The organism is Streptomyces sp. NPDC001530, assembly GCF_042894545.1.
Taxonomy (GTDB): Bacteria; Actinomycetota; Actinomycetes; order Streptomycetales; family Streptomycetaceae; genus Streptomyces.
Genome location: NZ_JBIAVS010000015.1, coordinates 266,988 through 285,722, shown reverse-complemented (window position 1 = coordinate 285,722; position 18,735 = coordinate 266,988). Strand labels below are relative to the sequence as shown.

15 protein-coding genes are annotated in these 18,735 nt (G+C 70.3%); 9 read left to right on the top strand and 6 right to left on the bottom strand.

Going from position 1 to position 18,735, the window contains the following annotated elements; all coding sequences use genetic code 11:
- Positions 1-373: 373 nt before the first annotated feature.
- Both ACFY0T_RS30640 and ACFY0T_RS30635 read left to right on the top strand, forming a co-directional pair.
- Positions 374-1,645, top strand: coding sequence for a coenzyme F420-0:L-glutamate ligase (locus tag ACFY0T_RS30640; RefSeq protein WP_388877581.1), 1,272 nt, complete (start codon positions 374-376; stop codon positions 1,643-1,645).
- 69 nt (positions 1,646-1,714) lie between these two features.
- A complete protein-coding gene (locus ACFY0T_RS30635) occupies positions 1,715-2,716 on the top strand; it encodes a DNA-3-methyladenine glycosylase family protein (protein WP_388877493.1) in 1,002 nt (333 codons plus the stop codon).
- Positions 2,717-2,951: 235 nt separating this feature from the next.
- On the opposite strand, the gene ACFY0T_RS30630 is transcribed toward ACFY0T_RS30635, so the two are convergent.
- The gene (locus ACFY0T_RS30630; RefSeq protein ID WP_388877491.1) at positions 2,952-4,034 is read right to left on the bottom strand and encodes a sugar phosphate nucleotidyltransferase; all 1,083 of its coding nucleotides are present in this window, start codon (positions 4,032-4,034) and stop codon (positions 2,952-2,954) included.
- Positions 4,035-4,197: 163 nt separating this feature from the next.
- Positions 4,198-5,874 carry an N-acetylmuramoyl-L-alanine amidase gene (locus tag ACFY0T_RS30625; RefSeq protein WP_388877488.1) on the bottom strand — a complete coding sequence of 559 codons (1,677 nt, stop codon included), beginning with the start codon at positions 5,872-5,874 and terminating at the stop codon, positions 4,198-4,200.
- 150 nt (positions 5,875-6,024) lie between these two features.
- Between ACFY0T_RS30625 and ACFY0T_RS30620 the strand changes: the two genes are divergently transcribed.
- From ACFY0T_RS30620 to ACFY0T_RS30605, 4 genes are all read left to right on the top strand, one after another.
- Positions 6,025-6,780 carry a TIGR03089 family protein gene (locus tag ACFY0T_RS30620; protein ID WP_388877485.1) on the top strand — a complete coding sequence of 252 codons (756 nt, stop codon included), beginning with the start codon at positions 6,025-6,027 and terminating at the stop codon, positions 6,778-6,780.
- A gap of 332 nt (positions 6,781-7,112) precedes the next feature.
- Positions 7,113-8,393 (top strand): LCP family protein, encoded by a 1,281-nt coding sequence (locus ACFY0T_RS30615; RefSeq protein WP_388877578.1) that lies wholly within the window; start codon positions 7,113-7,115, stop codon positions 8,391-8,393.
- Positions 8,394-8,640: 247 nt separating this feature from the next.
- Positions 8,641-10,362 (top strand): LCP family protein, encoded by a 1,722-nt coding sequence (locus ACFY0T_RS30610; protein WP_388877482.1) that lies wholly within the window; start codon positions 8,641-8,643, stop codon positions 10,360-10,362.
- A 165-nt stretch (positions 10,363-10,527) separates the two neighbouring features.
- Positions 10,528-12,243 carry an LCP family protein gene (locus ACFY0T_RS30605; RefSeq protein ID WP_388877479.1) on the top strand — a complete coding sequence of 572 codons (1,716 nt, stop codon included), beginning with the start codon at positions 10,528-10,530 and terminating at the stop codon, positions 12,241-12,243.
- 63 nt (positions 12,244-12,306) lie between these two features.
- On the opposite strand, the gene ACFY0T_RS30600 is transcribed toward ACFY0T_RS30605, so the two are convergent.
- On the bottom strand, positions 12,307-13,350 hold the full coding sequence (locus ACFY0T_RS30600; RefSeq protein WP_388877476.1) for a glycosyltransferase family 2 protein: 1,044 nt from the start codon (positions 13,348-13,350) through the stop codon (positions 12,307-12,309).
- Positions 13,351-13,588: 238 nt separating this feature from the next.
- On the opposite strand from ACFY0T_RS30600, the gene ACFY0T_RS30595 reads away from it, so the two are divergent.
- Positions 13,589-14,950 carry an LCP family protein gene (locus ACFY0T_RS30595; protein WP_388877575.1) on the top strand — a complete coding sequence of 454 codons (1,362 nt, stop codon included), beginning with the start codon at positions 13,589-13,591 and terminating at the stop codon, positions 14,948-14,950.
- A 39-nt stretch (positions 14,951-14,989) separates the two neighbouring features.
- On the opposite strand, the gene ACFY0T_RS30590 is transcribed toward ACFY0T_RS30595, so the two are convergent.
- A complete protein-coding gene (locus tag ACFY0T_RS30590; RefSeq protein ID WP_388877473.1) occupies positions 14,990-15,538 on the bottom strand; it encodes an acyl-CoA thioesterase in 549 nt (182 codons plus the stop codon).
- Positions 15,539-15,657: 119 nt separating this feature from the next.
- Here ACFY0T_RS30590 and ACFY0T_RS30585 point away from each other — a divergent pair, with 119 nt between their 5' ends.
- The gene (locus ACFY0T_RS30585) at positions 15,658-16,950 is read left to right on the top strand and encodes an LCP family protein (protein ID WP_388877470.1); all 1,293 of its coding nucleotides are present in this window, start codon (positions 15,658-15,660) and stop codon (positions 16,948-16,950) included.
- A gap of 5 nt (positions 16,951-16,955) precedes the next feature.
- Positions 16,956-17,579, top strand: a complete 624-nt coding sequence (locus ACFY0T_RS30580) for an HAD family hydrolase (protein WP_388877467.1) — start codon at positions 16,956-16,958, stop codon at positions 17,577-17,579.
- A gap of 390 nt (positions 17,580-17,969) precedes the next feature.
- Here the strand turns inward: ACFY0T_RS30580 and ACFY0T_RS30575 are convergent, their stop codons facing one another.
- Together ACFY0T_RS30575 and ACFY0T_RS30570 are read right to left on the bottom strand one after the other, a co-directional pair.
- On the bottom strand, positions 17,970-18,500 hold the full coding sequence (locus ACFY0T_RS30575; protein WP_388877464.1) for a CbrC family protein: 531 nt from the start codon (positions 18,498-18,500) through the stop codon (positions 17,970-17,972).
- 46 nt (positions 18,501-18,546) lie between these two features.
- Positions 18,547-18,705, bottom strand: coding sequence for a hypothetical protein (locus tag ACFY0T_RS30570; protein ID WP_388877461.1), 159 nt, complete (start codon positions 18,703-18,705; stop codon positions 18,547-18,549).
- Between the last annotated feature and the right edge of the window lie 30 nt (positions 18,706-18,735).

Here is an 18,735-nt window from a genome sequence, read left to right as displayed (position 1 = left end):
GGGCGCCGCTGGACAGGGCGACGACGGCTCGGCGAAGGCCGCTGCGAAGAGCGGCGACGGCTCCGCGGGCGCCGCTGCACAGAGCGACTACGACCCGGCGAGGGCCGCTGGGCACGGTGACGACGGCTCGGCGGGCGCCGCTGGACAGGGCGACGACGGCTCGGCGAAGGCCGCTGCGAAGAGCGGCGACGGCTCCGCGGGCGCCGCTGCACAGAGCGACTACGACCCGACGAGGGCCGCTGGGCACGGTGACGACGGCTCGGCGGGCGCCGCTGGGCAGGGCGACGACGGCTCGGCGAGGGGCGCTGGGGACGGTGACGATGGCTCGGCCGGGGCTCCTGGGGGTGAGGCGGCGGGTTATCGGGTCTGGGCGTTGGGTGGGCTTCCCGAGGTGCGGCAGGGGGACGACCTCGCCAAGCTCATCGCCGCGGTCGAGCCCGGGCTCGTCGACGGGGACGTACTCCTCGTCACCTCCAAGATCGTGTCCAAGGCGGAGGGGCGGATCGTCGAGGCCGCCGACCGTGAGGCGGCCATCGACGCCGAGACCGTACGGGTCGTGGCGCGGCGTGGACCGCTGCGGATCGTCGAGAACCGGCAGGGGCTCGTGATGGCCGCCGCCGGGGTCGACGCCTCCAATACCCCTGCCGGGACCGTGCTGTTGCTGCCCGAGGACCCCGACGCGTCGGCGCGGGCCATCCGGGACGGGCTGCGCGACACGCTCGGCGTGGACGTCGGTGTCGTCGTCACTGACACGTTCGGGCGGCCGTGGCGCACCGGGCTCACCGATGTCGCCATCGGCGCCGCGGGCGTACGCGTGCTCGACGATCTGCGCGGCGGCACGGACGCGCACGGCAATCCGCTGAGCGCGACCGTCGTCGCCACCGCCGACGAGCTCGCCTCCGCCGGTGACCTGGTCAAGGGCAAGGCCTCCGGGCTGCCCGTCGCCGTCGTGCGCGGGCTGCCGCACGTGGTGGCCGAGGACGACGGTGAGGGGGCGCGGGCGATGGTGCGCGACGCGCGCGACGACATGTTCCGGCTGGGCACGTCCGAGGCCGTACGGGAGGCGGTGACCCAGCGGCGTACCGTACGGGCCTTCACCGACGAGCCCGTCGACCCCGGTGCCGTACGGCGTGCGGTCGCCGCGGCGGTGACCGCTCCGGCGCCGCATCACACCACTCCCTGGCGGTTCGTCCTCCTCGAGTCCGAGGAGTCCCGGACGCGGCTGCTCGACGCCATGCGGGACGCGTGGGTCGCGGACCTTCGGGGCGACGGCAAGAGCGAGGAGTCCATCGCCAAGCGGGTACGACGGGGGGACCTGCTGCGCAACGCGCCGTACCTGGTGGTGCCGTGTCTGGTGATGGACGGGTCCCACACGTACGGCGACGTACGGCGGGACGGGGCCGAGCGCGAGATGTTCGTGGTCGCCGCCGGAGCGGGCGTGCAGAACTTCCTGGTCGCGCTGGCCGGTGAGCGGCTCGGGTCCGCGTGGGTCTCGTCGACGATGTTCTGCCGGGATGTCGTACGTCAGGTGCTGGGGCTGCCGGAGGGGTGGGATCCGATGGGGGCCGTGGCGGTCGGGCATGCGGCGGAGGAGCCGAAGGCCCGGCCCGAGCGGGACGCGGGGGCCTTCATCGAGGTGCGGTGACTCGTGCCTCTCCGGCGGGTCGAGCGCCTACTCTCGTAGGGCACCCCTGGCGCCTCTAGGACCTCTTTCATGGCTGGACGTTTCGCTCCTCGGCCGACGCGTACGACAGTGCGCGGCGGGCATGTCGTGGTGCCCGAGGGGATACCGCAGCAGGCGGCCACACCCGGGCGCAGTCGCACCTGGACGCCCTCCGGGCCGCTCGATCTCGGGCTCGTGCTCGGGCCGCTGCGGCGTGGGCCGGGCGATCCGACCTTCCGGGCGACACCGGACGGGGCCGTGTGGCGGACCAGTCGTACGCCGGCCGGGCCCGGGACCCTGCGGGTCGCGCTGCGGGGCGGGGTGGTGCGGGGCGAGGCATGGGGGCCGGGCGCCGAGTGGCTGCTCGATCAGCTCCCCGAACTGCTCGGGGCGGCGGACGATCCCGACGCCTTCGAACCGCGGCACCGGCTCGTCGCGCTCGCGCGGCATCGGCGGCCGGGGTTGCGGCTGACGCGTACCGGGCTCGTGCTGGAGTCGCTGATTCCGTCCGTGCTCGAGCAGAAGGTCACCACCGATGAGGCTTATCGGGCGTGGCGGTTGCTCGTACGGAAGTTCGGGGAGCCGGCGCCCGGGCCCGCGCCGGAGCGGATGTACGTCATGCCCGCGCCGCGGACGTGGGCGTTGATTCCGTCCTGGGAGTGGCATCGGGCCGGGGTGGACAACAAGCGGGCTTCTACGATTCTTCGGGCCGTGCGGGTTGCTGCGCGGCTTGAGGAGGCGGTGGCGTTCGATCCCCTGCGGGCTCAGGCTCGGTTGGAGTTGGTGTCCGGGGTGGGGCCGTGGACCTCTGCGGAGGTGGTGCAGCGCAGTCATGGGGCGGCGGATTCCGTGACCGTGGGGGATCTTCATCTTCCCGGGATCGTGGGGTATGCCCTGGCGGGTGACCGGGATGCGGATGACTCCGTGATGCTCTCGTTGCTCGAGCCGTATGCGGGGCAGCGGCATCGGGCGGCTCGGTTGATTCTGTTGGCGGGGCGTACGCCGCCGCGACGGGTGCCGCGGATGCCGCGGGGGGATATCGGGCGGCTGTGATCGGGGGCGCGGTTTTGCCTGGGCTCCGAAAGGGTTTTTCGCCCCCTCCGCCCCTACCCTCCCCCAAGCTCTCGGCTTCGCTCGAGCAGGGGGGACCCCCATCGCCCCTGGGGGCTCCGCCCCCCAGACCCCCCGTATCGCGCTCCGCGCTCGTCCTCAAGCGCCGGACGGGCTGAAAGATTCAGCCCCGACCGGCTCTTAAGGAGCGGGCCCCCGGGACGGGAGCGCGTGGGGGCTATTGGTCCGAGGAGAAGCGGAGGGCGGCCGGGGGGATTTGGGCGTTGCACCAGACTCGTACGCCGTCTCGGAGTTCGTTGTCGGGGCCGATGGCCGCGCCGTCGCCGATGACGGCGCCGGTGAGGATGGTGCGTTCGCCGATGCGGGCGCGGGCGCCGATGAGGGAGTCGGTGATGACGGCGCCGGGTTCCACAACGGCGCCCTCCAGGATCGTGCTGCCCGTGACACGGGCGCCCTCGCCGACGTACGCGCCCTCGCCCACCACCGTGCCCCCGGTGAGTTTGGCGTCGGAGGCGACCGTGGCCGTGGGCAGGATCAGGCGGTCGCCGCAGCGGCCGGGGACGGCCGGGGAGGGGGCGCGGCCGAGGACGAGGTCCGCGGAACCGCGGACGAAGGCCTGCGGGGTGCCCAGGTCCAGCCAGTAGGTGGAGTCCACCATGCCTTGGAGGTGGGCGCCGGTGGCGAGCAGGTCGGGGAAGGTTTCTCGTTCCACCGAGACCGGGCGGCCCTCGGGGATCGTGTCGATGACCGCGCGGCGGAAGACGTACGCCCCCGCGTTGATCTGGTCGGTGACGATCTCCTCAGGGGTTTGGGGTTTTTCGAGGAAGGCCGTGACGCGGCCGGTGCCGTCCGTCGGGACCAGGCCGTACGCCCTCGGGTCCGCCACCCGCGTCAGGTGCAGGGAGACGTCCGCGCCCGTCGTCTCGTGGGTCGCCACCAGCGCCCGGATGTCCAGGCCGGTGAGGATGTCGCCGTTGAAGATCAGGACCGGGTCGTCGGGGCCCGAGTGGAGTCGCGACGCCACGTTGCGGATGGCGCCGCCCGTGCCGAGGGGCTCTTCCTCGGTGACGTACTCGAGGTGGAGGCCCAGCGAGGAGCCGTCGCCGAAGTACGGCTCGAAGACCTCGGCCAAGTAGGAGGTCGCCAGGACGATGTGCTCCACGCCGGCGGCTCTTGCCCGCGCCAGCTGGTGGGTGAGGAACGGGACCCCGGCCGCCGGGACCATGGGCTTCGGGGTGTGCACCGTGAGGGGGCGCAGCCGGGTGCCTCTGCCGCCGACCAGGAGGATCGCTTCTGTCACCTGTCGTCTCTGCTTCCTGCCGGGACCGGCCGAACTGTGTTTCGGCCGGCCAGTGTATGCAGACCGTTCGATGGCGCCTTCGATGGCCGTGCGGTGTCCTTCGATGGCCCTCTGTCGACCTCAGGTGATCTCTGCTGCTCCCGGTCGGCTCTCGCCCGCTCTCCTACCTGCCCTGGTAGCGGGCAGCCGCTTGGCGGGCCGTGCCGAGCTTGCCGTACAGGAGCCGTCCTGGGCAGTCCGTGGCGAACCCGTCCCGATGGCCGGAGATCACATTCAGTCGTACGTTCTTTCCTTTTCGGTAGAGATTGCCACCGCCCGACTTCAGGTATGTCTTGCCACGCGGATTCGCTCCGAAGAGGCCGAGTTTCCATGCCGTGAGCCGAGCGATGGCGGTGACCGCGTCGCCGGACGGCTTCGTCTTGCCGAAGCTGCCGAGGACGGCGATCCCCATGCTGTCGCTGTTGAAACCGCGGGTGTGGGCGCCCATGACGGGCTTCGTCACACCCCCGGCGCGGCCTTCGTAGATGTTTCCGCACTTGTCGACGAGGAAGTTGTAGCCGATGTCGCGCCAGCCGCTGCTCACCACGTGGTAGCGGTAGATACTGCGGATGACCGAAGGGGCTTGGGAGCAGCTGTAGTTGTTGCCCGACGCCGTGTGGTGCACGAACGCCGCCTTGACCTTCTTCGTGTAGACGAAGCCGCCTTCGCGCAGGCTTTCGTCGGCGCCCCAGCTGCGGCGCGTGATGATGCGCGGGCGCGCGCCGATGTACGGCTTCGCACGCTGCTCGTCCTCGTGCGCGGCGAGGAATTCGCGCTCCGTCTCCTTCTTGGAGAGTGCGGGGATCTCCAGGGCGCCGAGGGGTGCGAGGTCGGCGTTGGCGGCGGATGCGGCGGCACTCTCGTCGGACAGGGCGCCTTCCTGCGGGGCGTCCGCCTGGCCGTCGGTCCGCGGGGCGTCCGCCTGGCCGTCGGTCCGCGGGGCGTCTGCCTGGGCTTCGGTGAGCGGGGCGGCTGCCTGGGCGTCGATGAGCGGGGCGTCCACGGGGGTGTCGTCGGCCGGGCCGGCTTCCGGCATGTCTGCCGTCGGGTCGCCCATCAGCATGCCTGCGGTCGGATCGTCCATCAGCATGCCTGCGGTCAGGTCGCCTGCCGGCATGCCCGTGGTCGGGTCGTCCCTCAGCGCGTCTGCGGTCGGGGCGTCTGTCGGCGTGGTCGCGCGTGCGTTGCCTGCCGGTGCGGCCTCGCGTGTGCGGGCCGCCGGTGCGCCCTCGCCCGTAGCGGCCCTGCCCGCGCCCGTGCGCGGGGGGTCCGCGCCGGGATCGACGAGTTCGAGGTGCAGGCCCTTGGGGAGGGGGGAGTCGCCCGGGGCCGTCGCCCGTTCGTCCGCCTGGACGCGGGCCTCGACGCCGTCCGAGTTCCCCACCCACAGCGGCGCCGTGGAGCCGTGCACCCGGCCCGACTCGCCCTCGGCGGTATCCGGGTCGGCCGCGTGCTCGTGGTTGTGCGTTTCGACGTCCTGCCAGTCGGACCAGTGGCCGGTCCCGACCGCTCGGGTACGGACCTGGACGCGGCCGCGCAGCTCGCTGTCCGGGTTGTCCCAGATGACGCCGACCAGCGAGAACGGGCGTACGTCCCGTTGGGTGAGCCCCTGATCGGGTACGGCGGAGCCGGGGGTGCGTTCGCCGGGGAGCGGGGTGAGCGGCAGGGACTGGGTGCTGCCGGGGGCGGTCGGCTCGGACGTCATCGCCGGCCCGGCCTGCGCCGGGGTGGGCAGGGCCAGCGGAAGGGCGAGTGCGGCCGCGCAGGTGACGCCGGCCGAGGAAGCAAGGAATCCACGCATGCCCCTGATCGTGGACATAGTCATACATATCTGTCCATTGGGGAATTGACGGGCCGTCGGGCACCGCTCATCCGAACCGGTGGCGAACCGGAGGCCAATCAGAGGCCGGGGCGGTCCGCCCCGCGCGCTGCCCCGCGTACGCTTGCGCGCGTGAATGCCACCGATCGCACCCCCGCCGACCTGCTGCGATCCGCGCTCGCCGCGGACCCCGCGCGCCCCCTGGTGACCTTCTACGACGACGCCACGGGCGAACGTATCGAATTGTCCGTGGCCACCTTCGCCAATTGGGTGGCCAAGACCGCCAATCTGCTCCAGGGCGAGCTGTCCGCCGAGCCCGGCGAACGGGTCGCGTTGCTGCTGCCCGCGCACTGGCAGACGGCGGTGTGGCTGCTCGCGTGCTCGTCGGTGGGTGTCATCGCGGATGTCGGGGGCGACCCGGCCGCGGCGGATCACGTCGTCGCCGGGCCCGGGCGGTTCGAGGACGGGCTCGCCTGTTCCGGTGAGCGCATCGCCCTCTCGCTCGCGCCGCTGGGACGCCGCTTCCCGACGCCGCCCGCCGGGTACGCCGACTACGCCGTCGAGGTGCCGACGCAGGGCGACCGCTTCGTGCCGTACGGGCCTGTGGACCCGGAGGAGCCGGCGTTGATCGTCGCCGGGGGTGAGTACACGGGGGCGGAGGTCGTCGAGATGGCCCGTTCGGAGGCGGCTGCGCTCGACCTGACCGGGCCGGGCTCGCGCATTCTGTCGGCTCTTCCGTACGACACGTGGGAGGGGCTCAGCGCCGGGTTGTACGCGCCGCTCGCGACCGGGGGGTCCGTGGTGCTGTGCCGCCATCTGGAGCAGCTCGGTGAGGACGCGGTCGCCAAGCGGATCGAGAGTGAGCGGGTGACTGCTACGGCTCGCTGACGCTTCGGGGCGCGGTCACAGGGCGCCCTGCGTTGGGGGTGCCGTCGGGGGGTGCGCTTACCGGCGCGTGCAGGGTGCCTCCCCCAAGCTCTTCGAGCAGGGGGTACCCCCAGCGCCCACGTGCCGCCCCTAGCGGCACGCATGCCCGCAGCTACGACGGTGGGAAGCCCCCCTGGCGGCGCGCATGCCCGCAGCCATGTACGGCTGTCCCCCATTCGGCCCATCAGCGGCCGCCCCCCTCCCCGGCGTCGGGACATGGTCGTAAGAGCACCGCTGCGCGACATGCTCGTACGCCATGAGGGGTGGAGTCAGACGTGACCGACACCGAAGGCATGCCCTCCGGACGCCCGGAAGGGTCGGGGCTGGGGGCGTCGCCCACCGGGGCCGGTCTCATACGTCGGCAGCGGCGCTGGCTGCGCTACACGGCGATCGGTGTGGCCGTCGTGGTGCTCGGCGCCGTGGGGGTCGGCTGGGCGGCGTACGAGAAGCTGAACGGGAACATCACGTCGGACGACGACGCCGCCGCCGAGCTCGCCCGGTACGAGAAGGAGCGGCCCACCTCGCTGGTGCACGACGCGCAGAACATCCTGCTGATCGGGTCGGACTCGCGCTCGGGGGACGGGAACCGGAAGTACGGGCGGGACTCCGGGACCGAGCGGTCCGACACCACGATCCTGCTGCACCTCGCGGCGGATCGGGGCAGCGCGACCGCCGTCTCGCTGCCCCGCGACCTGATGGTGAACGTGCCGAGCTGCCGGCGCCCGGACGGCACCCGCACCCAGCCCATGTTCACGATGTTCAACTCCGCCTTCGAGATGGGTGGCTCCGCCTGCACGATCCGGACCGTCGAGAAGCTGACGAACATCCGCGTCGACCACCACATGGTCGTCGACTTCCATGGGTTCAAGGACATGGTCGACGCCGTGGACGGCGTCGAGGTGTGTCTGAAGGAACCCATCGACGACAAGGCCGCCAAGCTGAAGCTGCCCGCGGGAAGGGTCACGCTCGACGGCGAACAGGCCCTCGGCTACGTCCGCGCCCGCAAGAGCATCGGCGACGGCAGCGACACCGACCGGATGGACCGTCAGCAGCGTTTCCTCGGCGCGCTCGTCAACAAGGTGCAGAGCGATGACGTCCTGCTCAATCCGACGAAGCTCTATCCCGTGCTCGACGCGGCCACCTCGTCGCTCACGACCGACCCGGGACTGGCGAGCCTGCGCGGGCTGTACGACCTGGTGCGCGGCATGCGCGAAATCCCCACAGAACATGTGCAATTCCTGACGGTGCCCCGGACGTCGTACGTCCACGACGCCAATCGCGACCAGCTCGTGGAGCCCGCGGCTGCGCAACTCTTCGCACGGCTGCGTTCGGACGAGCCGATAGCGGTCTCGAAGAACCTTCCGGAGGATTCCGCCGCAAAGGGGGATCCCACCACGAGGGCCAGTAACCCGAACACGCGGGCCAGTAACTCGAACGAAGACGCGTACGACTACGAAGAGGAGTCGCACGACGACAGGAAGTCGGGGGCAAAGCGGGCCGGGGACACCTCCGAGACCCCCTCCCCCGCGCCGACTTTTCGTGGGAACACGGCGGCCGAGGACGCCTGCGGGTAAAGCACACACCAAGGCGAGGAACTGCCGCGCTAAGAAGTCTTTGAGAAATAGGGCGGATTGCCCAGTTGTAGGGACGTGGAATTTGTCACCGCCGTCGCCCCACGCTGAACTGGGCGGATAGTGTGAGCGATCCGGTGCACCCGGCCACGAGGTCCGTCCTGGGGGTCGCGCACTGCTTGACCGAGACCCGAGCGCCTTCAGAGGGGGGAAAGGCGCCGCGTGGCCCCGACGGAGGATTCAGACAACCGTGGACGCGCAAGGCCGTGGGCGGGCGGACAACATCGACCCCGCAGACCAGTGGGTGCTCAACCCGAACACCGGCGAATACGAACTGCGACTGACCCCTTCCGCACCGCAGTCGGGAGTCCCGAGACCGCGGCGAGCCGGCCCCGCGGGAGCGCGTAACCGCACCGCGCCGGGCCGGGAGAGGGAAAGGCCCGGCACCGACGTGCCGGGGCCGCGCCGACGCCGCATGGAACCGCCGGAGCCTGTTCCCGGGCGGCGGCGGGGCCGTACGAAGCCGAAGAAGTCGAAGGCGAAGAAGATACTGCTGTGGACCGGCGGCACCATGGCCTTCGTGCTGGTGGCCGTCTCGGCCGCCGCGTACGCCTACCTCAAGCACCTTGAGGGCAACGTCAACACGACGGACATCGGCAGCGCGGGCAAGAACGGCTTCAGCAAGGACGAGGCCTTCAACATCCTGATCATCGGCACGGACAAGCGCACCGGTAAGGGCAACGAGGGCTACGGCGACAAGAACAGCGTCGGGCACGCCGACACCAACATCCTGCTGCACGTCTCCAAGGACCGTACGAACGCGACCGCGATGAGCATTCCGCGTGACCTGATCGTCAACGTCCCAGACTGCAAGAGCAAGCAGGCCGACGGCAGCGAAAAGTTCATCCGGGGCACGGAGAACGTCCGCTTCAACACGAGCCTCGGGCAGGACGGCCGCAACCCGGGCTGCACCATGCTCACGGTCAAGGAAGTCACCGGCATCACACCGGACCACTTCATGATGGTCGACTTCAACGCGGTGAAGACGCTGACGTCCGCGGTGGGCGGCGTCGAGGTCTGTCTCGCCAAGGACGTCAACGACCCCGACTCGCACCTCAAACTCTCGAAGGGCAAGCACACGATCGAGGGTGAGCAGGCGCTGGCCTTCGTGCGCACCCGGCACAGCTTCGGCAACCAGGGCGACCTCGACCGCATCAAGGTGCAGCAGCAGTTCATGGGCTCCCTGATGCGCAAGATGAGCTCCAGCGACACCCTCACCAGCCCCACCAAGCTGGTCAAGCTGGCCGAGGCCGCCACCAAGGCGCTCACCGTGGACACCGGCATCGGCAAGGTGAGCACGCTCAAGGACATGGCCCTGGAGCTGAAGAAGGTGCCGACGAAGAACATCAGCTTCACCACGGTGCCGGTGATCGACAACCCCGCCGAGAAGGTCCACGCGACGGTCGTCGTCAACCCGACGACGTCCCAGGCGGTCTTCGACGCCATCAAGAACGACGTCTCCTTCACCGCGGTGAAGCAGAAGGAGAAGAAGGAGAAGGCCGCGGTGGCCGCCCGCCTCAAGGGCTCCCGCTCCGCCGCCGCCGACATCCGCGTCAACATCTACAACGGCGGCGCCGAATCCGGCTCCGCACAGGAAACTCTTAACTGGCTGCAGAATGATGAGGGCGTGCTCAAGTCCAGCCAGCTCGGAAACGCTGACGAAACACTCAGCAAGACGACCCTGGAGTACTCTCCCGACCAGGCCGATCAGGCGCGCAAACTGGCGGACCTCATGGGGTTGTCCGCTTCCGCGATGAAGCCTGGCAAGAGCGAGAAGAACTCACAGGGTCTGCCCGCGATCGTGCTGACCCTGGGCAAGGACTTCAAGGGCGCCGGTGTCTCGATGAGCACGTCGACGAAGGCGCCGGACGTCGAGAAGTCCACGGCGGACAAGACGGTGTGCGCCAGCTGATGACCTAACGGGTCCGTCAGACGTCTCACAGGACGCAGGTGCGTCCGGCAGGACGCTAGGGGGTGTCCTGCAGGACGCCGAGTGTGTCCAACAGGACGCGCGAAGCGTCCGACCGGACGTGGGACGGGCCCGTTTGTCAGGCGCAGGGTGGGGAGGGGCAGGGAGATGGCGCAGAGCAGTGTGCGTGGGGAGGGAGCACGACCACGCGTCCGGCGAGCCGGCAGTCCCGGTGGAGCCGGCGAACTGGACTGGAACGACGGCCTGTACGACGAGAGCGGCGAGCCCGTTCCATCGACTCGGACAGCCGACGACACGATGCCCCTCAAGCCGCAGGGGCACGGCCGGCACGGTGGCGGCGGTGGGAGCCGGCGCGGGGGCGGGGGACGCCCGCGTCGCAGACGCCGCATCCTGCGCTGGTCGGCGACGGTCCTGGCGGTCCTGATACTCGGCACCGCCGGTGCCGGTTATCTCTACTACCAGCACCTCAACGGCAACATAAAGAAGGACGACCTGAACATCGGCGACGCGAAGGACCGCGCCGCCGAGTCCAAGCCGAACGCGGCGGGCCAGACCCCGCTGAACATCCTGCTGATCGGTTCGGACGCCCGGGACTCCGCGGAGAACCAGAAGCTCGGCGGCGCCAAGGACACCTTCGGCGCGGCGCCCCGCGCGGACGTCCAGATGCTGCTGCACGTCTCGGCGGACCGCAGCAACATGTCGGTGGTCAGCATGCCGCGCGACACGCTGGTGCGGATACCCAAGTGCACCGACCCGGACACCGAGAAGACGTACGCCGCGAGCACATCGCTCGCGATGACGAACGACTCGCTGGGCCGTGGCGGCCCCGGCTGCACGGTCGCCACGTGGGAGAAGCTGACCGACATCCACATCGACCACTTCATGATGGTCGACTTCGCGGGTGTGGTGTCGATGGCCGATGCCATCGGTGGCGTCCCGGTCTGCGTGGACGCCAACATCTACTCGCACACCTCCTCCGGCCACGGCTCCGGCCTGAAGCTCGAGGAGGGCACCACGTCCATCAAGGGCAAGCAGGCTCTGCAGTGGCTGCGGACGCGATACGGCTTCGAGGACGGCAGCGACATAGGCCGGACCAAGGCCCAGCACATGTACATGAACTCGATGGTCCGCCAGCTGCGTGAGAACGCCACGCTCAGCAACCCGGGCAAGCTGAAGAACCTCGCGGAGACGGCGACCAAGGCGCTGACCGTCGACGACGGCCTGGGCACGGTGACCAAGCTCTACGACCTCAGCAAAGAGCTCAAGAAGGTCCCGACGAACCGCATCACCATGACCACCATGCCGTGGGTGTACTCCTCCGACGGCAACCGGGTGCTGCCCAAGCCGACGGACGCGGCGAAGCTCTTCCGGCTGGTCCGCGAGGACATCGCGCTGGACGGCAAGGGCAAGAAGAAGTCCACCGCGGAGAAGTCGTCCTCCGACCCGGCCGCGGATGACGACAAGATCGGCGTGATCGTGCAGAACGGCACGCGCACCTCCACGCTGGCCCCGGTCAGCGGGCGGGCGAGCGCCGTGACCCAACTGCTCGTCGGCAAGGGCTTCACCCAGGCGACGGCCGACACGACGACGGCGACGACCGAGGCCACGACGGTCGTCCGCTACCCCAGCGCCGATCTGGAGGGCGACGCCCAACGGCTCGCCAAGGCCCTCGGGATCCCGACGAGCGCCGTGAAGAAGTCGACGGACGTCTCCGGGGTCACCCTGGTTGTCGGCGCCGACTGGCGGGACGGCACCACGTACAAGGCGCCCGAGGACGACGACAAGACGCCGAAGTCGGCGGACGCGCTCAATGGCTCGGACACGTCGGCGTGCATGCACGTCGACCCGGACTACACCTGGTAGCCCATATATGCGAGTGGGGCCCCTCTCGACTTCGAGAGGGGCCCCACTCGCATAGAAAAGGGCTCAGTTGGAGCTGAGCACCGCCGGACGCCGTGACGCGATGACCTTCCTGGCCAGCGCCTTCGGGCTGGTGAGGAAGCCGAAGCCCCACGACATGTGCATGGTGGCGAGGGCGACGGGGATCTGGAGGCGCGTCTTCAATGGCAGCCCCTTGCCGGCGGGCACCGAGCCGAGCGTTATGGCCGCGAGGTAGCCGCCGGGGATCAGGAATCCCCAGGGGGTCAGCGCCGCGCCCACCACGACACCCGCCGCGATCGCGCAGACGGCGGTCGGCGGGGCGAGGTAGCGCAGGTTGATGGAGCCCTCGTGGTAGCGGGCGACGACGTGCCGCCAGCGCCCGTAGTCCTTGTACTGCTTGGCGAGGGCGCGCACGCTCGGCCGCGGCCGGTAGGACACCCGCAGCTCGGGCGAGAACCAGATGAGCCCGCCCGCTTCCCGGATCCGGAAGTTCAGCTCCCAGTCCTGGGCGCGTATGAACTCCTCGTTGTAGCCGCCCTGTTGCTCAAGGGCCTCGCGCCGGAAGACCCCGAGGTACACGGTCTCGGCGGGCCCGGCCTCGCCGCCCGTGTGGAAGGCGGCGTTCCCGACGCCGATCTTCGAGGTCATCGCGGCGGCGACCGCGTGCTCCCAGTCGTTCTCGCCCTCGGCGTGCATGATGCCGCCGACGTTCTGCGCGCCGGTCTCCGCCAGGAGGCGTACGGCGGTCGCGATGTAGTTCGGCGAGAGCATGCCGTGCCCGTCGACGCGTACGACGATGGGGTGCCGGGACGCCTTGATCGCGGCGTTCAGCGCCGCGGGCGTACGCCCCGTCGGGTTCGGCACGGTGTGGACCCGCTTGTTTTCACTGGACGCCGTCTCGCGTACGAGCTCGGCGGCGATCTCGTCCGTACGGTCCGTGGAGGGACCGAGGGCGATCACGACCTCCATCTCGCCGTCGTACTGCTGCGCCAGGATCGCTTGGACGGCCCCGCGCAGATGCCGCTCCTCGTTGAGGACGGGCATGATCACAGAAACAGCGGGGGGCCGCACGTCAGACTTCTCGCTCATCGGGCGCCACGTTACCGCGAATGGGGGACACGGGCGCGCGCCGCCCGGCCTACGGCCCGGGCCGCAGATCGTATGGCCCTACGGTGCTCACGGATCCCCACGCCCGGCCTACGCGGAGGTGTCCCCCTTGCCCAGCCCGCCCCGCTCCCCCGCACGCCCTCAGCGCCACCCGCAGCCGTCCCGCTCGCGGCGGCCCGCCGCACGGCCCCCCGTACGGCGCAAGAAGCCGCGCTGGGCCATGCGGATGGTGACCACCCTCTCCGTGGTGGTCCTCGCCTCGGCGGGCATCGGGCACGCGGTGGTCACCAGCCTGGACGCGGACATCGCCCGAGTCGACCCGTTCAAGGACATGAAGAACCGCCCCGAGGCGGGCCACGGCATGAACGTGCTGCTGGTCGGCACCGACGGCCGGGACAAGATCACGGAGGCGGACCGGCGAAGGTACCGGCTGGGCGGCGCGCCCTGCCACTGCACCGACACGATCATGATCGTGCACATCTCGGAGGACCGGGACCGGGCCAGCATCGTCAGCCTGCCGCGCGACTCGTACGCCGAGACGCCCGCGCACACCGACGAGACCACCGGCAAACGGCACGGCGCCCACCCGGTCAGGCTCAACGCGGCGTACGCGGAGGGCGGCCCGAATCTGACCGTGCGCACCGTCGAGAACATGACCCACGTCAAGATCGACCACTATCTGGAGGTCGACTTCACCAGCTTCATGAAGACGGTGGACGTGCTCGGCGGCGTGGAGATCTGCACCACAGGGCCACTGAAGGACACGTACACCGGACTCGACCTGGCGGCGGGCTCGCACCTGCTGGGCGGCGGGCAGGCACTGCAGTACGTCCGTGCACGGCATGTCGACGGGGCCTCCGACCTCGGCCGGATGCAGCGTCAGCAGCGTTTCCTCGCGGCGCTGGTGGAACGGGCCACGTCGTCCGGGGTGCTGCTGAACCCGATGAAGTTCCGTGACGTGACACGGGCCGTGCTCGGCTCGGTCCGCGCGGACAAGGGCTTCGGCACGGACGAACTGCTCGACCTCGGGCGGGCGATGCGGAACTTCTCCCCTTCCTCCTCCGAGTTCACGACCGTGCCGATCGGGCAGATGGGATACGTCGTGAAGGGCGTCGGTTCGACGCTGAAGTGGGACCCCGCCAAGGCCGGGCGGCTCTTCCAGGCGCTGCGCGACGACAAGCCGCTCGCTGTGCGCAAGGCGCGGCCCAGGGCCGTACGCGTCGACGTGGCCCCGCAGCAGATCCAGGTCCAGGTCCAGAACGGGACGGCCACGGCGGGCCTCGGCAAGCGCGTCGACGGCGCACTGGCCGCCATCGGGTTCCGTACGACGCACCAGCCCACCAGCGCGCCGACCCCGACCGTCCGGCGCACCGTCATCTCGTACGACCCCCGCTGGGACCGCTCGGCGAAGTCCCTCGCGGCGGCGCTGCCCGGCGCCGAACTGCGCGCGGTCAAGCGGCAGGGGGCGGTGCTGAAGGTGACCGCCGGGGCGGACTTCAGGCAGGTCAGGCGGGTGCGGGTGGAGAATCCGTATCAGGGGGAGCTCGGGGTGACGACGGGGGACCAGGTGGTGTGTCCGTAAGGCACCGCACCAAACCTCGGCCCCGGGCGCTCCGAATGGTCAGTCGTCGAGACCCTCCGCCGCGCGCTTCTCGCGCAGCTCCATGATCGCGCGACGGCGGGCCAGCCGGTGGGTGCGGCGGATCTGGGCCTCCTGGCAGCGACGCTCGTCGCGCTCGGTCTCCGGGAGGACCGGCGGGACGCGCCGCGGCTTCCCGTCGGCGTCGACGGCGGCGAAGACGAGATAGGCCGAGCCGACCTGCTGGGGTGGCGTGGACTCGTTCCAACGCTCGGCGAGGACGCGGACGCCGACCTCCATGGAGGTACGACCGGTCCAGTTCACCTGAGCCTTCACATGGACGAGGTCGCCTACGCGGACGGGTTCCAGGAAGGCCATCTCGTCCATGGAAGCGGTGACGGCGGGTCCCCCGGAGTGCCGCCCGGCCACCGCGCCCGCCGCGTCGTCGACGAGCTTCATGATGACTCCACCGTGCACCGTGCCGAGAAGGTTGGTGTCGTTGTGGGTCATGATGTGACTGAGGGTGGTTCGGGACGCGGAGGTCGGCTTGCCCGGAATATCGGATTCCGGGGTGGGGGCCTGGTCTGTCATGGCGTCCACCCTATGCCGGGGCGCGCAAGGCCTGCTTTGCATCAGCTCTGCAACAGGCGTGACCCAGATCTCCCCACTCTCTTGTAAGGCACACAGTGCGGCCCTGCACACTGGTCCGCATGAACGATTGGCCCGACGGGTGGTCCGACGACAACCGAAGCAACGGCGGCAACCGCTACGGACGCGGCAGCGCAGGCGCACAGCCTGAGAGCGCCCGCGTCATGCGGCAGGTCCGGCGCGGCCCGGCGACGCCCGCTCCGGGCCCGACCGCGCCGCCGTACGGCGGGGTGCCCCCACAGCCGACGTACGACGACGGATACGACGACGGGTACGACTCCGGCTACAACACGGGCCAGGTCTACGGCGGCGGCCGCGGCGGCTTCGTGCCGAACGACAACGATCCGGACGCGGACTACCAGGACTACCGGCCGCGCCCGAACTGGCGCCGCCGCATCAAGTGGATCGCGATCACGCTGGTCACCCTGTTCGTTGTGGTCTCCGTCACCACGTACTTCTGGGCCGACTCCAAGCTCCACCGTGACGTGGATCTCTCGAAGGTCATCGACCGGCCCGACGCGGGCGAGGGCACGAACTATCTGATCGTCGGTTCCGACAGCCGCGCCGGGATGTCCGCCGAGGAGAAGAAGAAGCTGCACACCGGGTCCGCCGACGGCAAGCGCACGGACTCGATGATGATCCTGCACACCGGGGACAACGGCTCCACGCTGATATCGCTGCCGCGCGACTCGGACGTCGAGATCCCCACGTTCGTGGGGTCCGACTCCGGCAAGACGTACAAGGGTTCGGGCCGGCACGTGAAGCTGAACGCGGCGTACGCGGAGGACGGGCCCGAACTGCTCGTCCGCACCATCGAGTACAACACCGGTCTGCGCATCGACCACTACGTCGAGATCGGCTTCGCGGGCTTCGCGAACATCGTCGACGCGGTCGGCGGCGTCGACATGACCCTCGACAAGGGCTTCAAGGACAAGTACTCCGGGGCCGACTTCAAGGCGGGCAAGCAGACGCTGAACGGCGAGCAGGCGCTGGCCTTCGTCCGCACCCGGCACGCCTTCGCGGCCTCGGACCTGGAGCGCACGAAGAACCAGCAGAAGTTCCTGGCGGCCCTGGCCCACCAGGTCGCGACCCCCTCGACGGTCCTGAACCCCTTCAAGCTGTACCCGACCATGAGCGCGGGCCTCGACAGTCTCACCGTCGACAAGGACATGAGCCTGTGGGACCTGGCCGACATGTTCTGGGCCATGAAGGGCGTCACCGGTGGCGACGGCAAGTCCATGAACATGCCGATCTCCGGCTCCTCCGGCGGCAACCTCGTCTGGGACAAGGCCAAGGTGAAGACCCTGGTGAACGAGTTGAAGAACGACGAGAAGGTGACGGTGTCGGGCAACTGAGCACCATGTCTCCCACCTCTCGCAGACGGCCCTTCGACGCGGTGCTCTGTGACGTCGACAACGTGGTCCGGGTCTACGACTCGTCCCCCGTGACCGCGTTGGAGAGTGCCGCCGGGCTGGCCGAGGGCACCACCATGAAGGTGGCCTTCGCCCCGGAGACGGTTCTGCCGCTGCTGCTCGGCCGGATCACGCCGAACGAATGGGCGTGGTCGGTCGCGTCGGGCCTGACCGGACTCGTGCCCGAGGTGACGGCCTTCGCGCTGGCCAACGCTCTCGTCGACTCTCCCTTCCACGCCGACGAGACGGTCGTGACGCTGCTGCGCCGAACCCGCGCCGCCCAGGTGCGCCTGGTCCTCGTCTCCAACGCCTCCGTCCAGCTGGAGGAGGACCTGGAGTCGCTGGGCCTGACGGATCTCGCCGACGATGTCGTCAGCAGCGCGCGGGTCGGCATCGCCAAGCCCGACCGGCGCATCTACGACATCGCCGTCGAACGGGCCGGTGTCCCCGCCGAACGCTGCCTGTTCGTCGACGACACCCTGGAGAACGTGGAGGCGGCGGCCGCGCTCGGCATGCAAGCGGTCCACTTCCGCGAAGCGGAGGATCTGCGGCGCGCACTGGGCACGCTGTGACCGCAGCCGGCGCCTGCCGCGGCTACGCCTCCGCCCACGCGAGGAGCGCGCCGTGCGGCAGCGCCAACTCCCCCTCCCCACGGCGAATTCCGCACCCAGCCGCTCGTAGTGCTGCCGGATCCGGGCCACCGTCGCCGGTTCCTGTGAAGTGACCACGAGAAGGTCCTGGCCGGCGCCGCGCCGGGCGCTCCAGATCCGCGGCGGTGTGCCGCGGTGGCTACCGTGCCGGTGCCGGTCCCGACGTCGAGGGTGCGGGTGCCGGCCGGACCCCGGCGGCGTCGAGCAGCCGCTCCACGGGGTAGGCACACAGCCGCGCGAAACTGTCGGCGTACGCCTCGGCCCGGTCCGCCCACATGGCGCGCTCGGCGAGATCGAAGACAGTGTGCCGCGTCAGGTGAAGTCCGCGTAGGCCAGGTGCTGTTCGCAGTGGCGGCAGCGGAAGAGGTACGCCGTCGGCTGGCCCTCGGCGTCCAGGGCGGCGAGGAAGGCCTCCGTGTCGCCGAGCATCCCGAGGTTCTGTCGCAGCGTCTCCACGGCGTCCGGGTAGGGCTCCAGTTCGGGGGCGCCCGCGCGGCCGAGGAACAGCGCGGCATCGCCGCAGTGGGTCAGCCAGCGCTCCTGCTGCCAGCCGGCGAAGCCGGGCGTGCGCTGCTCCACGGCACGTACGACGTCCATCGGCACCTGACCCTCCACCTCCGTGAAGACGGCCTCGAAACGCTCGGCGGCGCTGCCGTCCGCGATGCACCACGGGCAGAGTTCGTCGTCGATGTCCGCCACCGCGTACACGGGACCGGTGTAGACGTATCCCCGTCGGTGTCCGCAGCTCAGGCACTCGGTGTCCGAGGGGATCAACGAGCCGGTGGCCAGGGGGTCCGGGTGGTACGGGAAGGCGGGCAGGTCCGTGATCGCGTGGTCGGTCATGGGGGCAGCCTGTCTCGGGCGGTGAAGCGTGGGCGTTCGTGGAGGATCAGACGCGGAAGGTGATGCGGCCGCGGGCGCTGGGGCCGTCGGACTTCGCGTGGAGCTCGGCCAGGACGACCGCACCGGAGCCTCGTCCGACGGGGAGACGCTCCGGGTCAACCTGGACCGGCGCGAACACTTCCGGCAACTGCTCTTCTACGTCCACGTGTACGAGGGCGCGGTGGACGAAGGACTG